The sequence below is a fragment of the Streptomyces sp. NPDC001348 genome, from assembly GCF_053597535.1.
In genome coordinates, this window is sequence record NZ_JBSFIK010000001.1 from 108,653 (window position 1) to 127,483 (window position 18,831).

Here is an 18,831-nt window from a genome sequence, read left to right on the forward strand (position 1 = left end):
GGCCATTATGTTGAAGGACTAAACGACCTGTTTTCCTAGGAGAGCCATGTCCGAGACCACGACCGCCTCCGGCAAGACCCCCGTCGACTTCTGGTTCGACCCGCTGTGCCCCTGGGCCTGGATGACCTCCCGGTGGGTGCTGGAAGTGGAGAAGGTCCGCGACATCGAGATCCGCTGGCACATCATGAGCCTGGGCGTGCTGAACGAGAACCGGCTGGACGAGCTGCCCGAGGAGTACCGCGAGCTGCTCGAGACCAAGGCGTGGAAGCCGATCCGGGTGGTGACCGCCGCCTGGCAGAAGCACGGTGAGGACATCCTCGGCCCCCTCTACACCGCGCTCGGCACCCGTATCCACAACAACGGCGAGGGCCCGACCCTCGAGGCCATCGCGGGCGCCCTCCAGGACGTCGGCCTGCCCGCCGACCTGATCGACTACGCCGAGCAGGAGGACTTCGAGTTCGACGCCGAGCTGCGCGCCTCCCACAAGGAGGGCATCGACAAGGTCGGCCAGGACGTCGGCACCCCGGTCATCGCGGTGCCGGGCCCCGACGGCGAGCAGATCGCGTTCTTCGGCCCCGTCGTCACTCCCGCCCCCAAGGGCGAGGAGGCCGCCCGCCTGTGGGACGGCACCCTCGCGGTCGCCTCCGTCCCCGGCTTCTACGAGCTCAAGCGGAGCCGGACCAAGGGCCCGGACTTCAGCAACCTCTGACCGTCAGGTCTCCTCGGGAGCGGGGAACCAGCCGCCGTCGGTCCAGCTCCAGCTGCGCTGGTACCGGCGGCAGCCCTCCCGGGCGCACCGGACGTAGGCCTCGGGCGGGTGGTTCGGCTTCTCCTTGCGGACGTGTTCCTTCTCCTCGTCGGTGAGCGGGCGGAACGCCTGCAGCGGGCCGCCGCAGCTCGGGCATCGCTTGAACTCCATGGACCGCCTTCCGTAGGACACAGGCTCCAACGGCGCGGGCGGGTCCGCGGTCACCGCCGGGCCCGGCCCCTCGCCCCGGCCAGCCGCTCCAGGTGCTCCTCGTAGCCCTTCGCGTAGTACCCCGCCCGGTCGGCGTCCGGCTCCACGACGAGCGTCGGCCGGGTCCAGGCGTCCGCGTCCAGTGCGACCCCGTACCGCTCGGCCGCCGCCAGCACCGCGCCGCGGGCGCCCACCTCGCCCTCGACCACGCGTAACGGGCGGCCCAGGACGTCCGCCAGCAGCCGCGTCCAGGCGGGGCTGCGGGTGCCGCCGCCGCACACCGCGAGCGTCCCGGTCAGACCGGCCGCCGCCAGGCAGTGCCGGGCCGCGTAGCCGATGCCCTCGCAGGTCGCGCGGATCAGGTCGGCCGGGGTGGACTCCAGGCTGACGCCGGTGAGTTCGGCACGCAGCCGGGGCTCGACGAAGGGGGCGCGCTCGCCGGAGGGCGCGAAGTAGGGGAGCACCCGGACGCCGTGCGCGCCCGGCGGAGTGTCCGCCAGCAGGGCGTCCACCTCGTCGTGGTGCACGCCCGTCGTGGACAGCACCCAGTCCAGGGCCGCCGTGCCGACCATCGCGGGCATCGCCCGCAGCCGGTGGCCGGGGCGGTCGGTGGAGATGTACAGGCCGGCCGGTTCGCCGGTCAGGTCCAGGTCGGTGGTGGCGACCAGGCTCGCCAGGCAGGTGCCGACGATCAGCAGGCCGTCACCCGGACGGGTGACACCGGCGCCGAGCGCGCACGCGGGCAGGTCGTACGGGCCGTTCGCGATCCGGGTGCCGGCCGGCAGGCCCTCCCCGCGGGCCCGCCCGGTGGCCACCGGGTCGCTGACGGGGGCGAGCAGGCGCCGGCGGTGGGTCAGGCCCAGCAGCTCGACCACCCGGTTGTCGTAGGTGCGGGTGCGCGGATCGAGGAACGGCATCGACGCGTCCGACACGTCCGTCACCGCCCGGGCCGTGCCCGCGAGGCGCTGGAAGACCATGTCCTTGCAGTAGACGGCCGCCGTCGCCGCGTCCAGCGCCCCGGGCTCGTACCGGTCGAACCAGGCCAGCAGCGGGCCCGGACACCCCGGGAACATGGCGCTCCCGGTGCGCCGGAACACCGCCTCGAAGGTGCCGTCCGCCAGCCACTGGTCGAGCAGTTCGTGCGCCCGGCCGTCCATCCAGGAGGCCGCCGGCCGCACCGGCCGGCCCTCGGCGTCGACCAGCCACACCCCGTCGCCCTGCCCGGTCAGCCCGGCCAGCTCCACCGGCTCGGGCACCCGGTCGGTCAGCGCGCCGAGCACCGCGACGACCGCCCCGTACACCTCCGCCATGTCCTGCTCCGCGTTCCCGCCGCGCAGCTCCAGACCCACCGGACGGGCCTCGACGGCCAGCTGGCGTCCGGAGCCGTCGAACGCGGCGGCCTTCACCATGGACGTGCCCACATCGATCCCGATGTACATGCCCCTCCCAGGTCCGAGCCGGTACGACCGTCACGTCAGACAGTGCGCCAGCGGCTCCCCGCGCACCCAGCGCCCCACCTCCGCCGCCGCGATCCGCGCCGCCTTCTCCGCCACCGCCCGGCTCGCCCCGCCCAGGTGCGGCGTCAGCACGACCCGCTCGGCCAGCGCCGACAGCCGGGAACGCGGCGGCAGCGGCTCGACCGCGTAGGTGTCGAGGGCCGCCGCCGACAGCCGGCCGCTCTCCAGCGCGTCGCACAGCGCGTCCTCGTCCAGCAGCGGACCGCGCGCCGCGTTCACCACCACCGCGCCGGGCGGCAGCAGCGCCAGCTCACGGGCGCCGACCATCCCGCGGGTCTCCGCGGTGAGCCGGGCGTGCAGGGTGATCACCCGCGAGCGGCGCAGCAGCTCGTCCAGGGACGCCAGCCGTAACCCGTGCACCTCCCCGCGCACATACGGGTCGTACACCATCACCCGCGCCCCGAAGGCGCACAGCACCCGGGCGACCCGGCTGCCCACCGCCCCGTACCCGACCAGGCCGACCGGCAGGTCCTCCAGCTCCAGGCCGCTGCGCTCGTAGGTGTAGTAGGCCGCGCCGGCCCAACTGCCCTGCCGGGCCAGCAGGTCGTGGGCCTGCGGGATGCGGCGCAGGGCGGCGAGGAGCAGACCGACGGTGAACTCGGCGGTGGCGGCGGCGTTGCGGCCGGGGGCGAAGCACACCCGGACGTCGTGGGCCCTGGCCGCGTCCAGGTTGACGTTGACCGGGCCGCCCCGGCAGACCACGACCAGCCGCAGCCGGGGGCAGGCCTCCAGGACGCGCGCGGTCACCGGACCCATCTGGGTGACCAGCACCTCCGCGTCCGCGAGCGCGTCGATCAGCTCGTCCTCGGCGTCGCTCGCCTCGCCGACCTCGGCGACCGGGCCGAACGGCTCCAGCGGCCAGCCGAGGGTCAACTCCCGAATCGCGCAGGCGGTTTCCCGGCGAACCGCGTCACTGATCAGCGACGGAAGGACGAAGTGGTCACCGGCGGCCACGACCCGCACGCCGTCGACGCCGGTCATCGGTCCCCGCCCTCCTCCGGACGCGTGGCGCACACCTCGTACGGCACCTTGTGTTCGTCCAGGTCGCGCAACGCCTCGGGCGAGGCGCCGTCGTCCACGAGCAGCAGGTCGAAACGGGTCAGCGGCGCGACCCGGTGCAGGGCGACCCGGCCCAGCTTGGTGTGGTCGACCAGCAGCACGTTGCGGGCCGCCGAGTCGAGCATCGCCCGCTTCACGGAGACGATGTGCTGCTCCTGGTGGTAGGCGTGGCCCCCGTGGACGGCCGACGTCGACGCGAAGCACACGTCCACCCGCAACTGCTGCACCGCCTCCACGCAGGACACCCCGAGGAAGGAGGAGTGCAGCGGGTCGTAGTCGCCGCCGAGCGCCATCAGACGGATGCCGCGCCGGTCGGCGAGGAGGTTGATCGCCTCCAGGAAGTTGGTGACGACGGTGAGCGGGGTGATGTCGGCCAGGCGGAGCCGGCGCGCCAGCTCCAGCGCGGTGGTGGAGTCGTCCAGCAGCACCGCCATGCCCGGCTCGACCGACCTCAGCGCGCGCTCGGCGATCGCCGCCTTCTGCGCCCGCATGGTCTTCAGCCGGTACTGCACGTTCGACTCGAACACCCCGGACGGCTGGGCGGTCACACCGCCCCTGAACTTCCGCACCACACCCTGCCGTTCGAGTTCGTCGAGGTCCCGGTGGATGGTCATCAGACTCACCCCGAACCGCTCGGCCAGATCCGCCGCGGTGGCCGAGCCGTCGGCCAGTACGAGTTCGGCCATGGCGGCCTGGCGGGCCGCGGGGCCCTGCTGTGCGTTGCTGGTGCTCATCGCTTCCCACACCTCGAGTCGACCCGATAACAGAGCGTGTAACAGAGAAAGAAGGCGGTCAACCCCTCGTGCAGGGTGAAATCCCAGTGCAGAGTGGGAAGTTCACAGGAAACCTCGCGATGTGTGGGAGGTCGGGATGGGATCCGGGGCCGGGGCGTGGCTGGGCATCGACCTGGGGACGCAGGGGGTGCGCGCGCTCCTCGTGACGGGCGACGGCACGGCCGTCGGCCGCGGCTCCGCGCCGCTGCGGCGCGGGCGGCGGGACGGGCCCCGGCACGAGCAGGACCCGGGGGAGTGGTGGGAGGCGGTGTGCGCCGCCACCCGGCAGGCACTGCCCGGGGTGAGCCACGTCGACGGGCTCGCGGTGTGCGGCACCTCCGGGACCGTACTGCTGACGGACACGGACGGGCCCGCGCTGATGTACGACGACGGGCGCGCCTGGGCGGAGGCGGCGCGGCTGCGGAACGCCGGGCTGGCGGTGCAGGACACCTGGGCGCTGCCGAAGGTGCTGTGGCTGCTCCGCGACGCCGGCGGCGGAAGGACCGGCGGCGGCGCGAAGGGCGGCGGCGGAAGGACCGGCGGCGCACGGGCCGCCCACCAGCCCGACGTGATCAACGCCCGGCTCGTCGGCCACCCGGTCCCCACCGACTCCAGCCACGCCCTCAAGACCGGATACGACCTCCGACGCGACACCTGGCCGGACGTCCCCGGCCTCCCGGCGGACGCGCTCCCCGGCGTCGTACGCCCCGGCACCCGCCTCGGCGAGGTCTGCCCGGCCGCCGCCGAGGCCACCGGCATCCCCGCCGGCACACCCGTCGTCGCCGGCATGACCGACGGGTGCGCGGCACAGATCGCCTCCGGGGCGCTGCGCACGGGCGCCTGGAACTCGGTGCTCGGGACGACCCTGGTGCTCAAGGGAGCCACCGCCGAGCCGGTCCACGACCCCGCGGGCGTGGTCTACAACCACCGTGCACCGGACGGGGGCTGGCTGCCCGGCGGCGCCTCCGGCGTCGGCGCGGGAGTGCTGACCGCGCGTTTCCCGCGCGCCGACCCGGCCGCCCTGGACGCCCGTGCCGCCGCCTTCGAACCGTCGAACGCGGTCGCCTACCCGCTCGTCTCACCCGGCGAACGCTTCCCGTTCCGCGCCCCGCACGCCACCGCCCTCCTCCTCGGCGACCCCGTGTCGGACGCCGACCTGTGGGCGGCCCTCCTGCAGGGCGTGGCCTTCACCGAACGCCTCTGCCTGGACTACCTCCACCACCTCGGCGCCCCCCTCGACGGCCCCCTCACCCTCACCGGCGGAGCCGCCCGCAGCGCCTACTGGAACCAGCTCCGCGCCGACGTCCTGGGCCGCCCCGCCCGAGTACCCGAACTGACCGAACCCGCCCTGGGAATGGCCGCACTGGCCGCCTACGGCACGGGCGCCGCGCCCACGCTCACCGAGGTCACCGACCGCATGGTCCGCATCCGCACGGTCGTCGAACCCCGCCCGGGGCGCACAGCCCGCTTCACCGAGCCGTACGCCCGCCTCGTCGACGAACTCCGGACCCGGGGCTGGCTGCCCGGCGCGGTCGCCGCACACGCCCGCGTCCGTCTCGACCGGGATACTGCGGACTCTTGACTTCCTCCCCCCTGAAGGAGGGCGATTCCTACGGCTCGCGCCGCAGGGATTCCTGCTTCGTCGCCGGCTGCCCGCCCGGAGTACTCCGTTGAGGTCATACACCGGCCCCCTGCTCTTCTCCGCAGGGGTTCGATTCCTCCTCGCCCTGAAGGGCGGGGTTTCCACGAAAGAGATCAGATGACCACCACCCTCCTCCTGGCCCGGCACGGGCAGACCGTCTGGCACGCCGAGAACCGTTACGCCGGGGTCAGCGACATCGCCCTCACCGACACGGGCCGCGCCCAGGCCGAGGCGCTGGGCCGGTGGGCCGCCGCGCACCCGGTCGACGCGATCGTCACCTCCCCCCTCTCCCGGGCCGTCGCCACCGCCGAGCCCGCCTGCCGCGCCCTCGGACTCACCCCCCGGCGCGAACCGGACCTCAGGGAGTGCGACTTCGGGGTACTGGAGGGCCGTACGCTGGCCGAGTTCGCGGCCGAGGACCCCGCCGCGGCGGACGCCTACCGCGCCGACCCGGTCGCCCACCCCTTCCCGGGCGCCGAGGACCCCCTGGACGCCGCCGGGCGCGGTACCGCCGCCCTGCGCCGCACCTCCGCCGCCCACCCCGGGGAGCGCGTCCTCGTCGTCGCCCACAACACCCTGCTGAGGCTGGTGCTGTGCTCGCTGCTGTCCATCCCGCCGGCCGACTACCGCCGGGTGTTCCCGCGCCTGGTGAACGCGGCGGTGAGCGAGGTCCGCATCGACGGTGACACCACGTCGCTGCTGTCGCTGAACGTGCCCTGCGAACCGTAGAGCCTGGATCAGGGCCTGGCTCAGGGCCGCCGCAGCAGCCCCCGTTCCATCGCCACCACCACCGCCCGCGTCCGGTCGTTGACGTCCAGCTTGGCGAACAGTCGCAGCAGATGGGTCTTGACGGTGGCCTCCGAGATGACCAGGCGGCGGCCGATCTCCGCGTTGGTCAGCCCGTCGGCGACCGCGCCCAGGACATCCGTCTCCCGGGCGGTCAGCGGCTCCTGCACCGGGCGCCGCATCCGCGCGACCAGCTTCTCCGCGACCCGGGGCGCCAGCACCGTCTCTCCGCGTGCCGCCGCCCGGATCGCCTCGGCGAGCTGCTCCCGGGTGGTGTCCTTCAGCAGATAGCCGATGGCACCGGCCTCGACACCCCGTTCGATGTCGGCGTCGGTGTCGTACGTCGTGAGGATCAGCACCCTGGTGCGCGGGTGGCGGGCGACGATCTCGGTGGTCGTGGCGACCCCGTCCAGCTTCGGCATCCGCAGGTCGACCAGGGCCACGTCCGGGTCGTGGCGGGCCACCAGGTCGAGGGCCGCCCGGCCGTCGCCCGCCTCCCCGACGATCTCGATGCCCTCCTCGCCGCCGAGCAGCGCGACCACCCCCGCCCGCATCACGGTGTGGTCGTCCACCACGACGACCCGCAGTCTGTCCCCGCTCATGCCGCCCCCTCCCCGTCCGACGGCAGCACCGCCAGGATCCGTGTCCCGTCCCCGACCGAACTGGTCACCGTCAACCGGCCCCCCAGCTCCGCCAGCCGCTTGCGCATACCGTCGAGGCCGAATCCCGTCGAAGCCTCGACGACGAACCCGGTGCCGTCGTCGGTGACCTCCAGTTCCACCCCGTACGGCCGCTGGGCCAGCACCACGCCCACCGTCGAGGCGCGGGCGTGCTTGCGCACGTTGGCCAGCGACTCCTGGGTGCAGCGCAGCACCGCGATCCGGGTCGGCTGGTCGCAGACGAGGTCGGCCAGTTCGGCTTCCACGGTGAGCCCGGTGTCCTCCGCGAACCGGGCCAGGATCCGGCGCAGGGTGTCCGCCACGGATCCCGCCGCCGCGCCTCTCGGCTCCCTGCCCGAGCCGACCAGCTCCCTGGCCTCGGCAAGGTTCTCCCGCGCGGTGGACTCGATGGACCGCAACTGCCGGGCGGTCCGGGCGGGATCGGTGGCGAGCCCGGCCCGGGCGGCCTCGGCGAGGACCACGATGGACGCGAAGCCCTGCGCGAGGGTGTCGTGGATCTCCCGGGCCATCCGCTCCCGCTCGTCGGTCGCGCCCTGCCGCTGGTGCGCCTCGGACAGCTCGGCCTGGGTGCGCTCCAACTCGACGATCAGACGGGCGCGTTCGGTGCTCTGCTCGACCACCGAGTGCGCCCACAGCCCGATCAGCACGCCCACCGCGACCACGATCAGCGTGGACACCGCCGTCTCGCCGAAGAACTCCGCCGACCAGCCCTGGCGCACCCAGCTGCCCGCGAGCGTGCCGGCGGTGGCCAGTCCCAGGAAGGCCATCGACGCCCGCCGGGTCCGCCCGAACATCCAGTAGTGCGGCAGCGTCACCATGAACAGGGCCGCGTAGCTGGAGCCCAGATAGGCCAGACCGCCGAGCGCGGTCACCAGCACCCCGAGGTAGCCGTGCGGCCGTACGACGGGGCCCGCCGGAAAGCGGTGCAGCACCGCGAAGCTCACCGCCACGCAGGCCAGCAGCGCCAGCGCCGCGTAGGTGTCCCGGCCGGAACCGCCCAGCGCGGCGATCCCGACGGCCATCGCGGCGAACAGCACCCAGCACACCGCGTTCCAACGGCGCAGCGACACGGCCCAGAAGGCGTCGGCGGAGGGCTCGGCGAGGGCGGTCATACTGATCAACGTACGTCGACCAGTGCGCCGTCGGGAGCGGGTTGAGTGCGCGAGGCCGGTCGCACCGGCCACCAGCTGCGCTCGCCGAGCAGCAGCAGTGCCGCGGGCAGGATCAGGATCCGTACGACGAACGCGTCCAGCAGGACGGCCGCCGCCAGGACGAAGCCGATCTGCTTCATCTCGATGATGTGGAGGAAGACGAAGCTCGCGAAGACCGTCGTCATGATCACGGCCGCGCTGGTCACCACGCTCGCCGACCGGCGGACCCCCTCGAGGACCGCCTGCCGGGTCGGGGTGCCGGCGAGGACCGCCTCACGGATCCGGCTCACCACGAACACCTGGTAGTCCATGGACAGTCCGAAGAGGATGACGAACAGGAACAGCGGCACGCGCGAGCCGATCGACCCGGTGGAGTGGAAGCCGAGCAGCCCCTCCGCCCAGGTGTGCTGGAAGACGAGTACGAGCAGCCCGAGCGCCGCCGCCGCGGACAGCAGGTTCAGTACGACACCGATCAGGCCGAGGACGACGGAACGGAAGGTGTACACGGTCATCGCGAAGGTCACCAGCAGCAACGCCCCCAGGACGAGCGGGAGTTTGCCGTCCTGGTGGGCCGGATAGTCGGTGTAGCGGGCGACGTCGCCGCTCACGCCGTACTCGGCGCCGGTGATCCGGCCGACGGTGGCGGGCAGATAGGTGTCGCGCAGGTGGTCCAGGGAGTCGTACGCCTGCGGGGAGTTGCCGAGGTACGGCACACCGAGTTCGAGGGTGCTGGTGCGGTGGTCGGTGGAGGTGCGGATCCGGGACGCACCGGTGAACAGCGGGTCGTGGGCGGCGCGTCGGGCGAGCGCCCGAAGGGCGGCGGTGACGTCACCTTCCTGCGCGCCAGTGGCCCGTACGACAACCTGGTGGGTGACGCGGTGCTCGGGGAACGCGGCATTGAGGCGGTCGTACACCCGCATCGCGGGGATCTCCCGGGAGTGCGTGTCCCGGCTCATCTCGGTGATCTTCAGGCCGCCCAGCGGGGCGGCGAGGGCGAGCAGGGCGAGGACCGGGACGCACAGCGCGGCCAGCGGGCGCCGGGCGGCGGGCCGCAGCAGCGCCGACCAGAACCGCCCGCCGTCCTCGCCCCGCTGCCGCCGGGCGGGCTTTCCGCGCCCCGCCCGCCTCAGCGCCCGGCGCTCGGCACGCCGGCCGAGCAGGACCAGCAGCGCGGGCAGCGCGGTGAGGGAACTGGCCACCGCCACCAGGACGACCACGACCGTGCCCGTGGCCAGCGACGAGAAGATCACGTCGGAGGCCAGGTACAGCGTGGCGGTCGACGCGACGACCGCGAGCCCGGAGACCACGACCGCCCGCCCGGAGGTGGCCGCCGCCAGCTCCACCAGGGCCTCGCTGCTCAACCGGCCGCCCGAGCGGGCTCGTTCCTCCCGTTCCCGCTTGAGGTAGAAGAGCGTGTAGTCGACGCCGACCGCCAGCCCGATCATCAGGATCACGTTCGTGCCGACCCCCGCGTCGGGCGAGACGTGCGAGGTGACCATCGCCAGCCCGACGGCCGCCGCGATCGACGACAACGCCAGCAGCAGCGGTACGGCGGCCATGGTGAGGGACCCGAAGGCGACCAGCAGGGTGAGCAGGGTGACCGGAAGCGTGATCTTCTCGGAGAGAGCGAGGTCGTCACCGCGCTGCTGGTCGACTCCCTTGCTGATGGAGGGACTTCCGGTCTCTTGGAGCAGTAACCCGGGGTTGGCGCGCTGCACGGCCCCGGTCTGCGCGACCAGGGCGCCGACCTTGTCCTTCGCGTCCCGTTCCTCGCCCTTGACGGACACCTCGACCATGAGGAGGCGACCGTTCGAGGACCGTACCGGGGCGGCCACGCCCGCGACCTCGGGCAGCCGCTTCATCCGGGCGGTGAGGTTCCGCGCGGCGGAGGCGGCCCGGTCGTCCAGGGGGCCGGAGCGCGCCGAGATCAGCACCTGCTCGGTGGACAGCCGCTCCAGGTGTCCCTCGGCCGCCATGGCCTCGGCACGGCCCGCCTCGCCGACCCGGTAGTCCGCGGTCGTCGCCTGGTGCGTGCCGACGGCACCGCCGACACCCAGGCACAACGCCACGAACAGCACCCAGCCGACCACCGCCTTCCAAGGGTGCCGCGCACTCCAGCACGCGATGCGCACAGTCAGTGATTTCATGCCCCACAGCCTTGCTGTGCAAGGTAGTTGGGGGACACGGGTACCCGGTTGAACTCGGCGTCCACCGATCGGTGGACCCGTGAGGAGGGGAAAACCCCCGTGAGTCACGTCCTCACGGGGGTCTCCCTCGGGCAGGTCAGGACTTGGCGCGTGTCCGCTGCCGGATGTAGCCGGTCGCCGCCAGGAACAGGGTCATGCCGCCGGACGAGTACAGCTGGACTCGGGTGCCGGGCTCGCGGGCCATCAGGACGAAGACCGCCGCCATGGCCGCCAGCGCCACCCAGGTCAGTACCGGGAACGCCCACATCCGGACGGCCAGCTTCTCCGGTGCCTCCCGCTCCACGCGGCGGCGCAGCAGCAGCTGGGAGACGGCGATGAAGACCCAGACGATCAGGATGACCGCGCCGATCATGTTCAGCAGCCAGGGGAAGACGTCGTCCGGCCGCCAGTAGCTCAGCAGCACGCAGACGAAACCGAAGACGCAGGAGGTCAGTACGGCGATCCGCGGCACCCCGCCGGAGACCTTCGCCAGCACCCGCGGGCCCTGGCCGCGCTGCACCAGCGAGTAGGCGATGCGCGAGGAACCGTAGACGTTGGCGTTCATCGCGGACAGCAGGGCCACCAGTACGACGACGTTCATCAGCTGGCCGGCGCCCGGAATGCCCAGCCGGTCGAGGGCGGCGACGTACGGGCCCTTCTCCACGACCGAAGGGGAGTCCCAGGGGACGAGGGTGACGACCACGGCCATCGAGCCGACGTAGAACAGCGCGATCCGCCACATCGCGGTGCGGACGGCACCGGCCACGCCCCGCACCGGGTCCTCCGACTCGGCCGCCGCGATGGTCACCGTCTCCAGGCCGCCGTACGCGAACACGGAGGCGAGCAGGCCGACGACCAGGCCCTCGCCGCCGTTGGGGAGGAAGTCGGTGAGGTTGGCGGCGCCGGGGGAGTCGGTGCCGGGCAGCACGCCCGCGACGGCCAGTACGCCGAGGACCAGGAAGAGGCTGATCGCGCCGACCTTCAGCGCGGCGAACCAGAACTCGAACTCGCCGAAGTTCTTGACGGCGGCCAGGTTCGTGCCGCAGAACACCACCATGAACAGGGCCACCCAGGCCCACTCGGGGGTGCCCGGCAGCCAGCCGGTGACGATGTGCGCGGCGCCGATGCCCTCCAGGCCGACCGCCGTGCACAGCAGCACCCAGAAGGACCAGCCCGCGGCGAAGCCCGCCCACGGGCCGATCGCCCGCTCGGCGTGCGCGGAGAACGAACCCGACGACGGGTACGCGGCCGACATCTCGCCGAGCATCCGCATCACCAGCATCACCAGGAGGCCGGAGAGGGCGTAGGCGACGACGATCGACGGCCCGGCGGCGGCGATGCCCGCGCCGGAGCCGACGAACAGGCCCGCGCCGATCACACCGCCTAGGGCGATCATCGACAGATGGCGCTGCTTGAGACCGTGGGAGAGGGAAGTGTCCGACTCCGGCGGAGTCTTGACGGTGGTGCTGGGCATGGGCGCGGCTCGTCCAGTGCAATAGATGGGCAAAAACGCCCACAGTGTGGGCGGCCCCTCCCCTTGCGCGGAGAGGCCGCCCACTATCCGGACGTCCGTCCTACGGACGGTGCGCGTACGGTTACGCGGCCACGGGTGTCTGTACGGGCGTGTAGTGCGAGGCGTCGCCCTCGATCGCGTAGCTCTCCTTGCCGTCGACGCCGACCGGCACGTCACCGGCGACGGTCACCCGGTTCAGGCGGCGCGGCTGCCCGTCGTAGTTGTCGATGGCGTAGTGCTGGGTGATGCGGTTGTCGAAGAGGACCAGCTGGTTCGGCGACCAGCGCCAGCGCAGGACGTTCTCCGGGCGGGTGACGTAGGACTGGAGCAGGTCGAGGACCTTCCGGGACTCGCCGGTCGACAGGCCGACGATCCGCTGCGCGAACCCGCCGATGAACAGGCCGCGTTCGCCGGTCAGGGGGTGCACGCGGACCACCGGGTGGGCGGTGCGGTACTTGATGGACGTGAACTGGGCGCGCTGCGCGGCCTTCTCCTCGTCGATCGCCTCGTCGGGCACCGCGTAGTCGTAGTCGTTGGTGTGTTCCGCCCACAGGCCGTCGGCCAGCCGGCGCAGCGGCTCGGGCAGGTCGCGGTAGGCGGCGGCCGAGCTGGCGATCAGGGTCTCGCCGCCGTACGGCGGGATCGTGATGGAGCGCAGGGTGCTGGCCTGCGGCGGGTTGAGGACGAAGGTGACGTCGGTGTGCCAGTGGTTGGCGCGGCCCCGCTCGCTGTCCACGGGCAGCACGTTCGGTGCGCCCTCGACGGCGCCGACCGTCGGGTGGGCGGTGGTCAGGTCGCCGAAGTGGCGGGCGAAGGCCTGCTGGCCCTCGTCGTCGAGGTGCACGTCGTCGAATACCAGCGCCTTGTGGATGTTGAGGGCCTCGCGGATCGCGGCGACCTCCTCCGGGGCGAGCGGCCGGGAGACGTCGACGCCGGAGACCTTGGCACCGATGCGTGCGGTGACCTTGGTGATCTCGATGGTCATGGGGAGTCCTTCCGGATGGGTCAGGCGAATGGATCAGGCGAACGCGGGTGTCAGGTACTGGTTGGCGGGGCGGGGAAGGCCGTAGCGCTCCCGCAGGGTCCGGCGGGGGCCGTACTCGGTGCGCAGCAGCCCGCGGGCGCGCAGGATCGGGACGACGTGCTCGACGAACGCCTCCAGACCGGAGGGCAGCACGGCCGGCATGATGTTGAAGCCGTCGGCGGCGCCCTGGGTGAACCACCGCTCGATCTGGTCGGCGACCTGCTCGGGCGTCCCGGCGAAGGTGAGGTGCCCGCGCCCGCCGCCGAGCCGCCCGATCAGCTGCCGGACGGTGAGCCGTTCCCGGCGGGCCAGCTCCACCACGAGCGTGTAGCGGCTCTTGGCGCCCTCGATGGCGGACTCGGGAGGCAGGTCGGCCGGCAGCGCACCGTCCAGCTCCAGGGTGCCGGGCTCCAGCTGCAGCAGGCTCTCCAGGCGGCCCACCCCGTGCGTGTACACGATGTGGTCCTCCAGCACCTGCTCGTTCGCCCGCGCCTCGGCCTCCGTGGAGCCGAGTACGGGGACGATCCCGGGCAGCACCTTGATGTGCTCGGGGTTCCGGCCGGCCGCCGCCGTACGGGACTTGAGGTCGGCGTAGAAGCCCCGCGCGTCCTCGATGGTCTGCTGGGCGGTGAACACCGCATCGGCGTACCGGGCGGCGAAGGCCTTGCCGTCCGCGGAGGAGCCCGCCTGCACGAGGACCGGGTAACCCTGCGGGGAGCGCGGCACGTTGAGGGCGCCCTCGACGCGGAAGTACGTGCCCTTGTGCCGGGGCGGATGGACCTTGGCGTCGTCGCCCCAGACTCCGGCGGCCTTGTCGGCGACGATCGCGTCGTCCTCCCAGCTGTCCCACAGCTTGAGGGCCACGTCGAGGAACTCGGCGGCGCGGGCGTACCGCTCGGCGTGCGCGGGCTCGGCGTCGAGACCGAAGTTGCGGGCCGCCTCCGCGCCCGCGGTGGTGACGATGTTCCAGCCGGCCCTGCCGCCGCTGATGATGTCCAGGGAGGCGAACTTGCGGGCCAGGTTGTACGGGGAGTTGTAGGAGGTGGAGGCGGTGGCGATCAGACCGATGTGCTCGGTGGCCGTGGCCAGCGCGGTGAGCAGGGTGAGCGGCTCCAGGGCGCCGGCCGGGCGCTGCGCGGTGTTGCCCCAGAGCTGGGGCGAGTCGGCGAGGAACAGTGAGTCGAAGGTGCCGCGTTCGGCGATCCGGGCCAGGTTGACGTAGTGGCCGAGGTCCACGTGGGCGTACGGATCGCTCTCCGGGAGCCGCCAGGACGCCTCGTGGTGGCCGGTGCTCATCAGGAACGCGTTGAGGTGGAGCTGTCTGGGCATGGGTGTCCTTTGCTGCGGACAAGTAAGGAGGACTTGCGAGCGCCGGCCGGCTGCATTCAGCCCGTCTGGGGGTGCCCCCTCTGGGGGAGTTTGAGGACGAGGCCTGTTCAGGGCCGAAGCGGGGGTCTGGGGGCGGAAGCCCCCAGGGACGGTCACGGCAGCCGACGGTCACCTGGAGTCGTCGGTCACGCCCAGCGCGGCGAGCAGTCGCGACCGGTACTCGCCGCGGGTATGCACCTCGTGGTCGATGGTCAGGTCGAGACCGATGCGGCCCCGCTCCAGGACGAGAACCCGGTCGGCGAGCACGATCGCCTCGTCCACGTCATGGGTGACGAGCAGTACGGAGGGCCGGTGCCGCTCCCAGAGCTGCCGGAGAAGATGGTGCATCCTGATGCGCGTCAACGCGTCCAACGCCCCGAACGGCTCGTCCGCCAGTAGGAGTTCGGGCTCGCGGACCAGGGAGCGGGCGAGCGCCGCCCGCTGCGCCTCGCCGCCGGACAGCTCACCGGGCCAGGCCCGCTCGCGGCCCTTCAGGCCCACCTCCTCGAGGGCGGCCCGGCCGCGGTCCTCGGCGTCCTTGCCCTCGTTGCCGAGCAGTACGTTGGCGAGGACCCGGCGCCAGGGCAGCAGCCGTGAGTCCTGGAAGACCACGGACACCCGCTCGGGCGCGGTGAGCTGCCCGCTGCCCTCGACCCCGTGGTCCAGGCCCGCCACCGCTCGCAGCAGTGTCGACTTGCCCGAGCCGCTGTGTCCGAGCAGGGCGGTGAACTGTCCGGCGGGCAGGTCGAGGTCGATGCCGTCGAGGACCGTGCGGCCCGCGAACGACCTGGTCAGGCCCCTGAGCTGGACGGTGGGGCGGGTCAGCTGCTCAGTGTGCGGCGCCACGACAGCACCCTCCGTTCGACGAGTCGGACCACGCTGTCGGAGATCAGGCCGAAGATGCCGTAGATCAGCAGGCCGACGAGGATCACGTCGGTCTGGCCGTAGTTCTGCGCCTGGAACATCATGTAGCCGAGGCCGCTGGTGGCGTTGATCTGCTCCAGGACCACCAGTCCGAGCCAGGACCCGGTGACGCCGAGCCGGAGGCCCACGAAGAATCCGGGCAGTGCCCCGGGGATGACGACCTGGCGGATGAACGCGAGCCTCGACAGTCCCTGGACCTCGGCGAGTTCGACGAACCGGCTGTCGATGCCGGACAGCGCGGCGTGCGTGTTGAGATAGATCGGGACGTAGACGACGATCGCGATGATGGCGATCTTGAAGGTCTCGCCGATGCCCAGCCAGAGGATGAACAGCGGGATCAGACCGAGGGTCGGGATCGCCCGGTTGAGCTGCACCGTCCCGTCGATCAGCGCCTCCCCGACCCGGCTGAGCCCCGACGCGAGCGCGAGGACGACACCTGCGGTCAGGCCGATCGCGAAGCCGTACCCGGCCCGCCTGAGGGAGGTCAGCACATCGGTGGGGAGGGTGCCGGCGGTCCACAGGTGGCCGGTGGTCCTCACAACCGTCCAGGGCGCCGGGACCGCGGCGGGGTCGAGGGCTCCCGCGGCGGAGGCGATCGCCCAGACGGCGACGACGACGGCGGGGCCGATCAGCCGGGCGGCGGGCAGCCGCCGGCCGGGCGCCAGCCGGCGGCGCCGGCGGACCCGGTGGGCCCGGTGGGCCTCTTCCTCGGCGTCGGCGACAGCGGTCGCGCTCGCTGTGGTGGTCACGGCGCTCACCTCCGGTACTCCGCGGGTACGGCCTTGGCCGCGATGGACTCGAAGCGGTGGTCGAAGAGCGAGGAGACGTCGAACTTCTTCACGAAGCCGCCCTCGGCGAGCAGGTCCGCGGTCTCCTGCTCCCACTTGATCGCTTCGTCCCAGCTGGGCGGGAACAGCGGCTTGTTGGCGAGATCGCTGATCCCCTTGGCCTGGGCGAGGGTCAGGTTCTGCGTCTTGACGTAGAACTCCTCGTTCCAGACGTCCGGGTGCTCGTACTGCCACACCAGGCCCCTGGCCCACTGCGGGATGTACGCGGCGATCGCGGCGGCCTTCGCGGGGTCGTTCAGCACCGACTGCGGTGCCCACAGCAGGTTGAGCAGGTCGACGACGTCGGTCTTGATGATGCGGGCTCCCTTCCTCCCGTACTGCTTCAGGTAGGCCGGGGCCTGGTTGTTGGCGAGCGGGGCGACGTCCACCTGCCCGGACTGCAGGGCGGTGAGGAACTGGTTGCTGGTCAGCGGGACCAGCTTCACGTCGCCGTACTTCAGACCCGCCTGCCTCAGCGCCCGCAGCAGCACGACGCCCTGGGCCTGGCCCTGGGAGAACGCGAGCTTCCTGCCCCTGAAGTCGTCGACCGTGTGGATGTCGCTGCCGGGCTTCGTGGCGAAGAGGTAGTTGGGCTTGCGGGTGATGTCGATCGCCACGATCTTCGCGGCGAAGCCCTGGTAGTGCGCCTGGATCGGCGGGATGCCCGCGTTGTTGGCGAGGTCCAGGGACTTGGCGCGGAAGGCGTTGATGATGTCCGGACCGGCGCCCAGGTTCACCCAGCTCGACACCGTGAACGGCAGCTTGGGCAGCTTCGCCAGCTTGAACTGCAACTGCTGCGTGTTCTGATACGAGGCGATCTTCAGGCTGGTGCCCGTCGGGACCTTGTCGGCGAGCGGCTTGGTGGAGACGCCTTCGCTGTCGGCGGCGGCACCGCCGGCGCATCCGCTCAGTCCGGCGGCGGCCGCGGTGGCGCCCAGCAGCGAGGTGAGAAACAGACGGCGGTCAAAGCCGGAAACGGGCGGAGAAGACATGGGAGTGCTCCCTGAGTTGTTTTGTGCAAGCAGAGGGGAATGCATGCGGAATTCCGGGCAGCAGAAGGCCGAGGAAGGGGGAATTCACGCAGGGGAGATACGCGCTTCACGGCGCGTCAACACGTCAGCAACAAAGGGTGCGACAGGTCATGACCAGGATGTTCCCGGTCATGAGCGCCGCCTGTCAACATTCGGAGTTTCTGAATTAACTGACTTCAGGTGGCGCTGCCGCTCAGGGCCCAGCGGGTCCCGATAGAGCACGTCGAGAACCACGGATCCGCCCGCGACGGCCAGCACGGTATCCGGGAAACTCGTCGTGAAAACATTCCCGGCGCGCTCCGCTCCGACCGCCTCCCGCAAAGCGTTCAGGCAGTCCTCGCGGTGCATGGCACCCACCTCGGTCACCACGAGCGTCTCGGGGTTGAGCACGTCCAGCAGCAGCCGCGCCGCCCGCCCGGTCGCCGCGGACCGCTCCACGAGCAGTCGCGTGGCCACCGCGTCCCCGGCCGCCGCGGCGCCGACCAGACGCATCGGGTTCGTCCCGTCGATGACTCCGGCCTCCCGGGCCCGCCGGCACAACGTCCGTTCGCCGAGCTCGGCCTGGAGGCAGCCGACGCGCCCGCAGTCGCACGGCTCGCCGCCGCCCGGCATCGGCAGATGTGCGATCGCGCCCGCCTGGGAACGCGGCCCGTGGTGCACCGCGTCTTGGGTGGCGAAGGCCGCGTCGACCACGTTGCCGACGAACAGGTGCAGCACGCTCGTGCTGCCCCGGACCCGTCCGAACAGCCGCTCCGCGTTGACCAGCGCCCGCGCGTGCCCGTCGACATGGACGGGCAGCCCGGTGCGCGCGCCGAGCACCTCCCGCACCGCCACGTCCCGCCAGCCCAGCAGCGCGTGCTCGACGATCGTCCCCGAGTCCCGGTCCACCCAGCCCCCGGCCGCCACACCGACCCCCAGGGGGCGTGTGCCCGGCGACCCGGCGAGCAGCGCCGTCAGCCCGTCGGCGGCCCGTGCCAGCACCCGGCCGGGGTCGGTGTGCTCGTGTTTCAGCTCCCGCCGGGTCAGCACCCGGCCGCGCAGGTCCAGCAGGGCGACCGTGGTGCAGGGCACGGCGATGTGCACGCCGCCGACCACGAACCGCGAGTCGTCGAGGTCCAGCGGCACATGAGGCCTGCCGACCCCGTTCGAACGGCGGGGCGCGACGGCCTCGCGGATCAGCCCGAGTTCGGTGAAGCGGGCGCAGTAGTCGGTGACGGACGCCGGGGACAGTCCGGTCAGCCGTGCGATGGTGCTGCGGGCCACCGGCCCGTGCTCCAGCACGGACCGCAGGACGACGCTGGCACTGGTACGCCGCCGGTCACTGTCGGCGGCGCGGGCTATGGGGGAGGCAAGGGTGGGTGCCGCGGTACGGGGCATGGGAGACCGTCCTTG

Annotated in this window: 17 protein-coding genes; 3 read left to right on the forward strand and 14 right to left on the reverse strand. The window is 72.4% G+C overall.

The features are described 5' to 3' along the window. The first annotated feature begins 46 nt into the window (after positions 1-46). Entirely contained in the window at positions 47-709 is a 663-nt protein-coding gene (locus ACWC21_RS00540; protein WP_450876569.1) for a mycothiol-dependent nitroreductase Rv2466c family protein, read from the forward strand. Between the two features lie 3 nt (positions 710-712). Here the strand turns inward: ACWC21_RS00540 and ACWC21_RS00545 are convergent, their stop codons facing one another. The 4 genes from ACWC21_RS00545 to ACWC21_RS00560 are packed head-to-tail and all read right to left on the reverse strand — an operon-like array spanning position 713 to position 4,268. Then, the gene (locus ACWC21_RS00545; protein ID WP_450876571.1) at positions 713-919 is read right to left on the reverse strand and encodes a hypothetical protein; all 207 of its coding nucleotides are present in this window, start codon (positions 917-919) and stop codon (positions 713-715) included. A 50-nt stretch (positions 920-969) separates the two neighbouring features. Further along, positions 970-2,397 carry an FGGY family carbohydrate kinase gene (locus ACWC21_RS00550; protein WP_450876573.1) on the reverse strand — a complete coding sequence of 476 codons (1,428 nt, stop codon included), beginning with the start codon at positions 2,395-2,397 and terminating at the stop codon, positions 970-972. 30 nt (positions 2,398-2,427) lie between these two features. Next, positions 2,428-3,456 (reverse strand): 2-hydroxyacid dehydrogenase, encoded by a 1,029-nt coding sequence (locus tag ACWC21_RS00555; protein ID WP_450876575.1) that lies wholly within the window; start codon positions 3,454-3,456, stop codon positions 2,428-2,430. After that, complete coding sequence (locus ACWC21_RS00560; RefSeq protein WP_450876577.1) at positions 3,453-4,268, reverse strand: DeoR/GlpR family DNA-binding transcription regulator; 816 nt, start codon at positions 4,266-4,268, stop codon at positions 3,453-3,455. Before ACWC21_RS00560 ends, ACWC21_RS00555 begins: the two co-directional genes overlap by 4 nt. Positions 4,269-4,404: 136 nt before the next feature. Between ACWC21_RS00560 and ACWC21_RS00565 the strand changes: the two genes are divergently transcribed. Together ACWC21_RS00565 and ACWC21_RS00570 are read left to right on the forward strand one after the other, a co-directional pair. Then, entirely contained in the window at positions 4,405-5,889 is a 1,485-nt protein-coding gene (locus ACWC21_RS00565; protein ID WP_450876579.1) for an FGGY-family carbohydrate kinase, read from the forward strand. 177 nt (positions 5,890-6,066) lie between these two features. After that, positions 6,067-6,678: a histidine phosphatase family protein gene (locus tag ACWC21_RS00570; RefSeq protein WP_450876581.1), complete on the forward strand. Its 612-nt coding sequence runs from the start codon at positions 6,067-6,069 to the stop codon at positions 6,676-6,678. 20 nt (positions 6,679-6,698) lie between these two features. Here ACWC21_RS00570 and ACWC21_RS00575 read toward each other — a convergent pair whose 3' ends face one another. From ACWC21_RS00575 to ACWC21_RS00620, 10 genes are all read right to left on the reverse strand, one after another. After that, positions 6,699-7,337: a response regulator gene (locus ACWC21_RS00575; RefSeq protein WP_389141545.1), complete on the reverse strand. Its 639-nt coding sequence runs from the start codon at positions 7,335-7,337 to the stop codon at positions 6,699-6,701. Further along, positions 7,334-8,527 (reverse strand): sensor histidine kinase, encoded by a 1,194-nt coding sequence (locus tag ACWC21_RS00580; protein WP_450876583.1) that lies wholly within the window; start codon positions 8,525-8,527, stop codon positions 7,334-7,336. Before ACWC21_RS00580 ends, ACWC21_RS00575 begins: the two co-directional genes overlap by 4 nt. Before the next feature lie 5 nt (positions 8,528-8,532). Next, complete coding sequence (locus ACWC21_RS00585; protein WP_450876585.1) at positions 8,533-10,713, reverse strand: MMPL family transporter; 2,181 nt, start codon at positions 10,711-10,713, stop codon at positions 8,533-8,535. Positions 10,714-10,849: 136 nt separating this feature from the next. After that, the gene (locus ACWC21_RS00590) at positions 10,850-12,226 is read right to left on the reverse strand and encodes an amino acid permease (protein ID WP_450876587.1); all 1,377 of its coding nucleotides are present in this window, start codon (positions 12,224-12,226) and stop codon (positions 10,850-10,852) included. A gap of 121 nt (positions 12,227-12,347) precedes the next feature. Next, positions 12,348-13,250, reverse strand: a complete 903-nt coding sequence (locus ACWC21_RS00595; protein ID WP_450876589.1) for a TauD/TfdA dioxygenase family protein — start codon at positions 13,248-13,250, stop codon at positions 12,348-12,350. Between the two features lie 33 nt (positions 13,251-13,283). Beyond that, a complete protein-coding gene (locus ACWC21_RS00600; RefSeq protein ID WP_450876591.1) occupies positions 13,284-14,618 on the reverse strand; it encodes an LLM class flavin-dependent oxidoreductase in 1,335 nt (444 codons plus the stop codon). A gap of 168 nt (positions 14,619-14,786) precedes the next feature. Continuing rightward, positions 14,787-15,503, reverse strand: coding sequence for an ABC transporter ATP-binding protein (locus ACWC21_RS00605; RefSeq protein ID WP_450876593.1), 717 nt, complete (start codon positions 15,501-15,503; stop codon positions 14,787-14,789). Then, positions 15,479-16,339 (reverse strand): ABC transporter permease, encoded by an 861-nt coding sequence (locus tag ACWC21_RS00610; RefSeq protein WP_450876595.1) that lies wholly within the window; start codon positions 16,337-16,339, stop codon positions 15,479-15,481. The genes ACWC21_RS00605 and ACWC21_RS00610 overlap by 25 nt, the downstream gene beginning before the upstream one ends. Continuing rightward, the gene (locus ACWC21_RS00615) at positions 16,336-17,400 is read right to left on the reverse strand and encodes an ABC transporter substrate-binding protein (protein WP_450876596.1); all 1,065 of its coding nucleotides are present in this window, start codon (positions 17,398-17,400) and stop codon (positions 16,336-16,338) included. The genes ACWC21_RS00610 and ACWC21_RS00615 overlap by 4 nt, the downstream gene beginning before the upstream one ends. Before the next feature lie 168 nt (positions 17,401-17,568). Continuing rightward, positions 17,569-18,816, reverse strand: a complete 1,248-nt coding sequence (locus tag ACWC21_RS00620; protein WP_450876598.1) for an ROK family protein — start codon at positions 18,814-18,816, stop codon at positions 17,569-17,571. Positions 18,817-18,831: the final 15 nt, after the last annotated feature.

Coding starts and splice junctions, on each gene's coding strand:
- ACWC21_RS00545 (WP_450876571.1), bottom strand. CDS start 919: ATGGAGTTCAAGCGATGCCCGAGCTGCGGCGGCCCGCTGCAGGCGTTC.
- ACWC21_RS00600 (WP_450876591.1), bottom strand. CDS start 14,618: ATGCCCAGACAGCTCCACCTCAACGCGTTCCTGATGAGCACCGGCCAC.
- ACWC21_RS00595 (WP_450876589.1), bottom strand. CDS start 13,250: ATGACCATCGAGATCACCAAGGTCACCGCACGCATCGGTGCCAAGGTC.
- ACWC21_RS00540 (WP_450876569.1), top strand. CDS start 47: ATGTCCGAGACCACGACCGCCTCCGGCAAGACCCCCGTCGACTTCTGG.
- ACWC21_RS00565 (WP_450876579.1), top strand. CDS start 4,405: ATGGGATCCGGGGCCGGGGCGTGGCTGGGCATCGACCTGGGGACGCAG.
- ACWC21_RS00615 (WP_450876596.1), bottom strand. CDS start 17,400: ATGTCTTCTCCGCCCGTTTCCGGCTTTGACCGCCGTCTGTTTCTCACC.
- ACWC21_RS00560 (WP_450876577.1), bottom strand. CDS start 4,268: ATGAGCACCAGCAACGCACAGCAGGGCCCCGCGGCCCGCCAGGCCGCC.
- ACWC21_RS00570 (WP_450876581.1), top strand. CDS start 6,067: ATGACCACCACCCTCCTCCTGGCCCGGCACGGGCAGACCGTCTGGCAC.
- ACWC21_RS00590 (WP_450876587.1), bottom strand. CDS start 12,226: ATGCCCAGCACCACCGTCAAGACTCCGCCGGAGTCGGACACTTCCCTC.
- ACWC21_RS00550 (WP_450876573.1), bottom strand. CDS start 2,397: ATGTACATCGGGATCGATGTGGGCACGTCCATGGTGAAGGCCGCCGCG.
- ACWC21_RS00575 (WP_389141545.1), bottom strand. CDS start 7,337: ATGAGCGGGGACAGACTGCGGGTCGTCGTGGTGGACGACCACACCGTG.
- ACWC21_RS00620 (WP_450876598.1), bottom strand. CDS start 18,816: ATGCCCCGTACCGCGGCACCCACCCTTGCCTCCCCCATAGCCCGCGCC.
- ACWC21_RS00585 (WP_450876585.1), bottom strand. CDS start 10,713: ATGAAATCACTGACTGTGCGCATCGCGTGCTGGAGTGCGCGGCACCCT.
- ACWC21_RS00555 (WP_450876575.1), bottom strand. CDS start 3,456: ATGACCGGCGTCGACGGCGTGCGGGTCGTGGCCGCCGGTGACCACTTC.
- ACWC21_RS00580 (WP_450876583.1), bottom strand. CDS start 8,527: ATGACCGCCCTCGCCGAGCCCTCCGCCGACGCCTTCTGGGCCGTGTCG.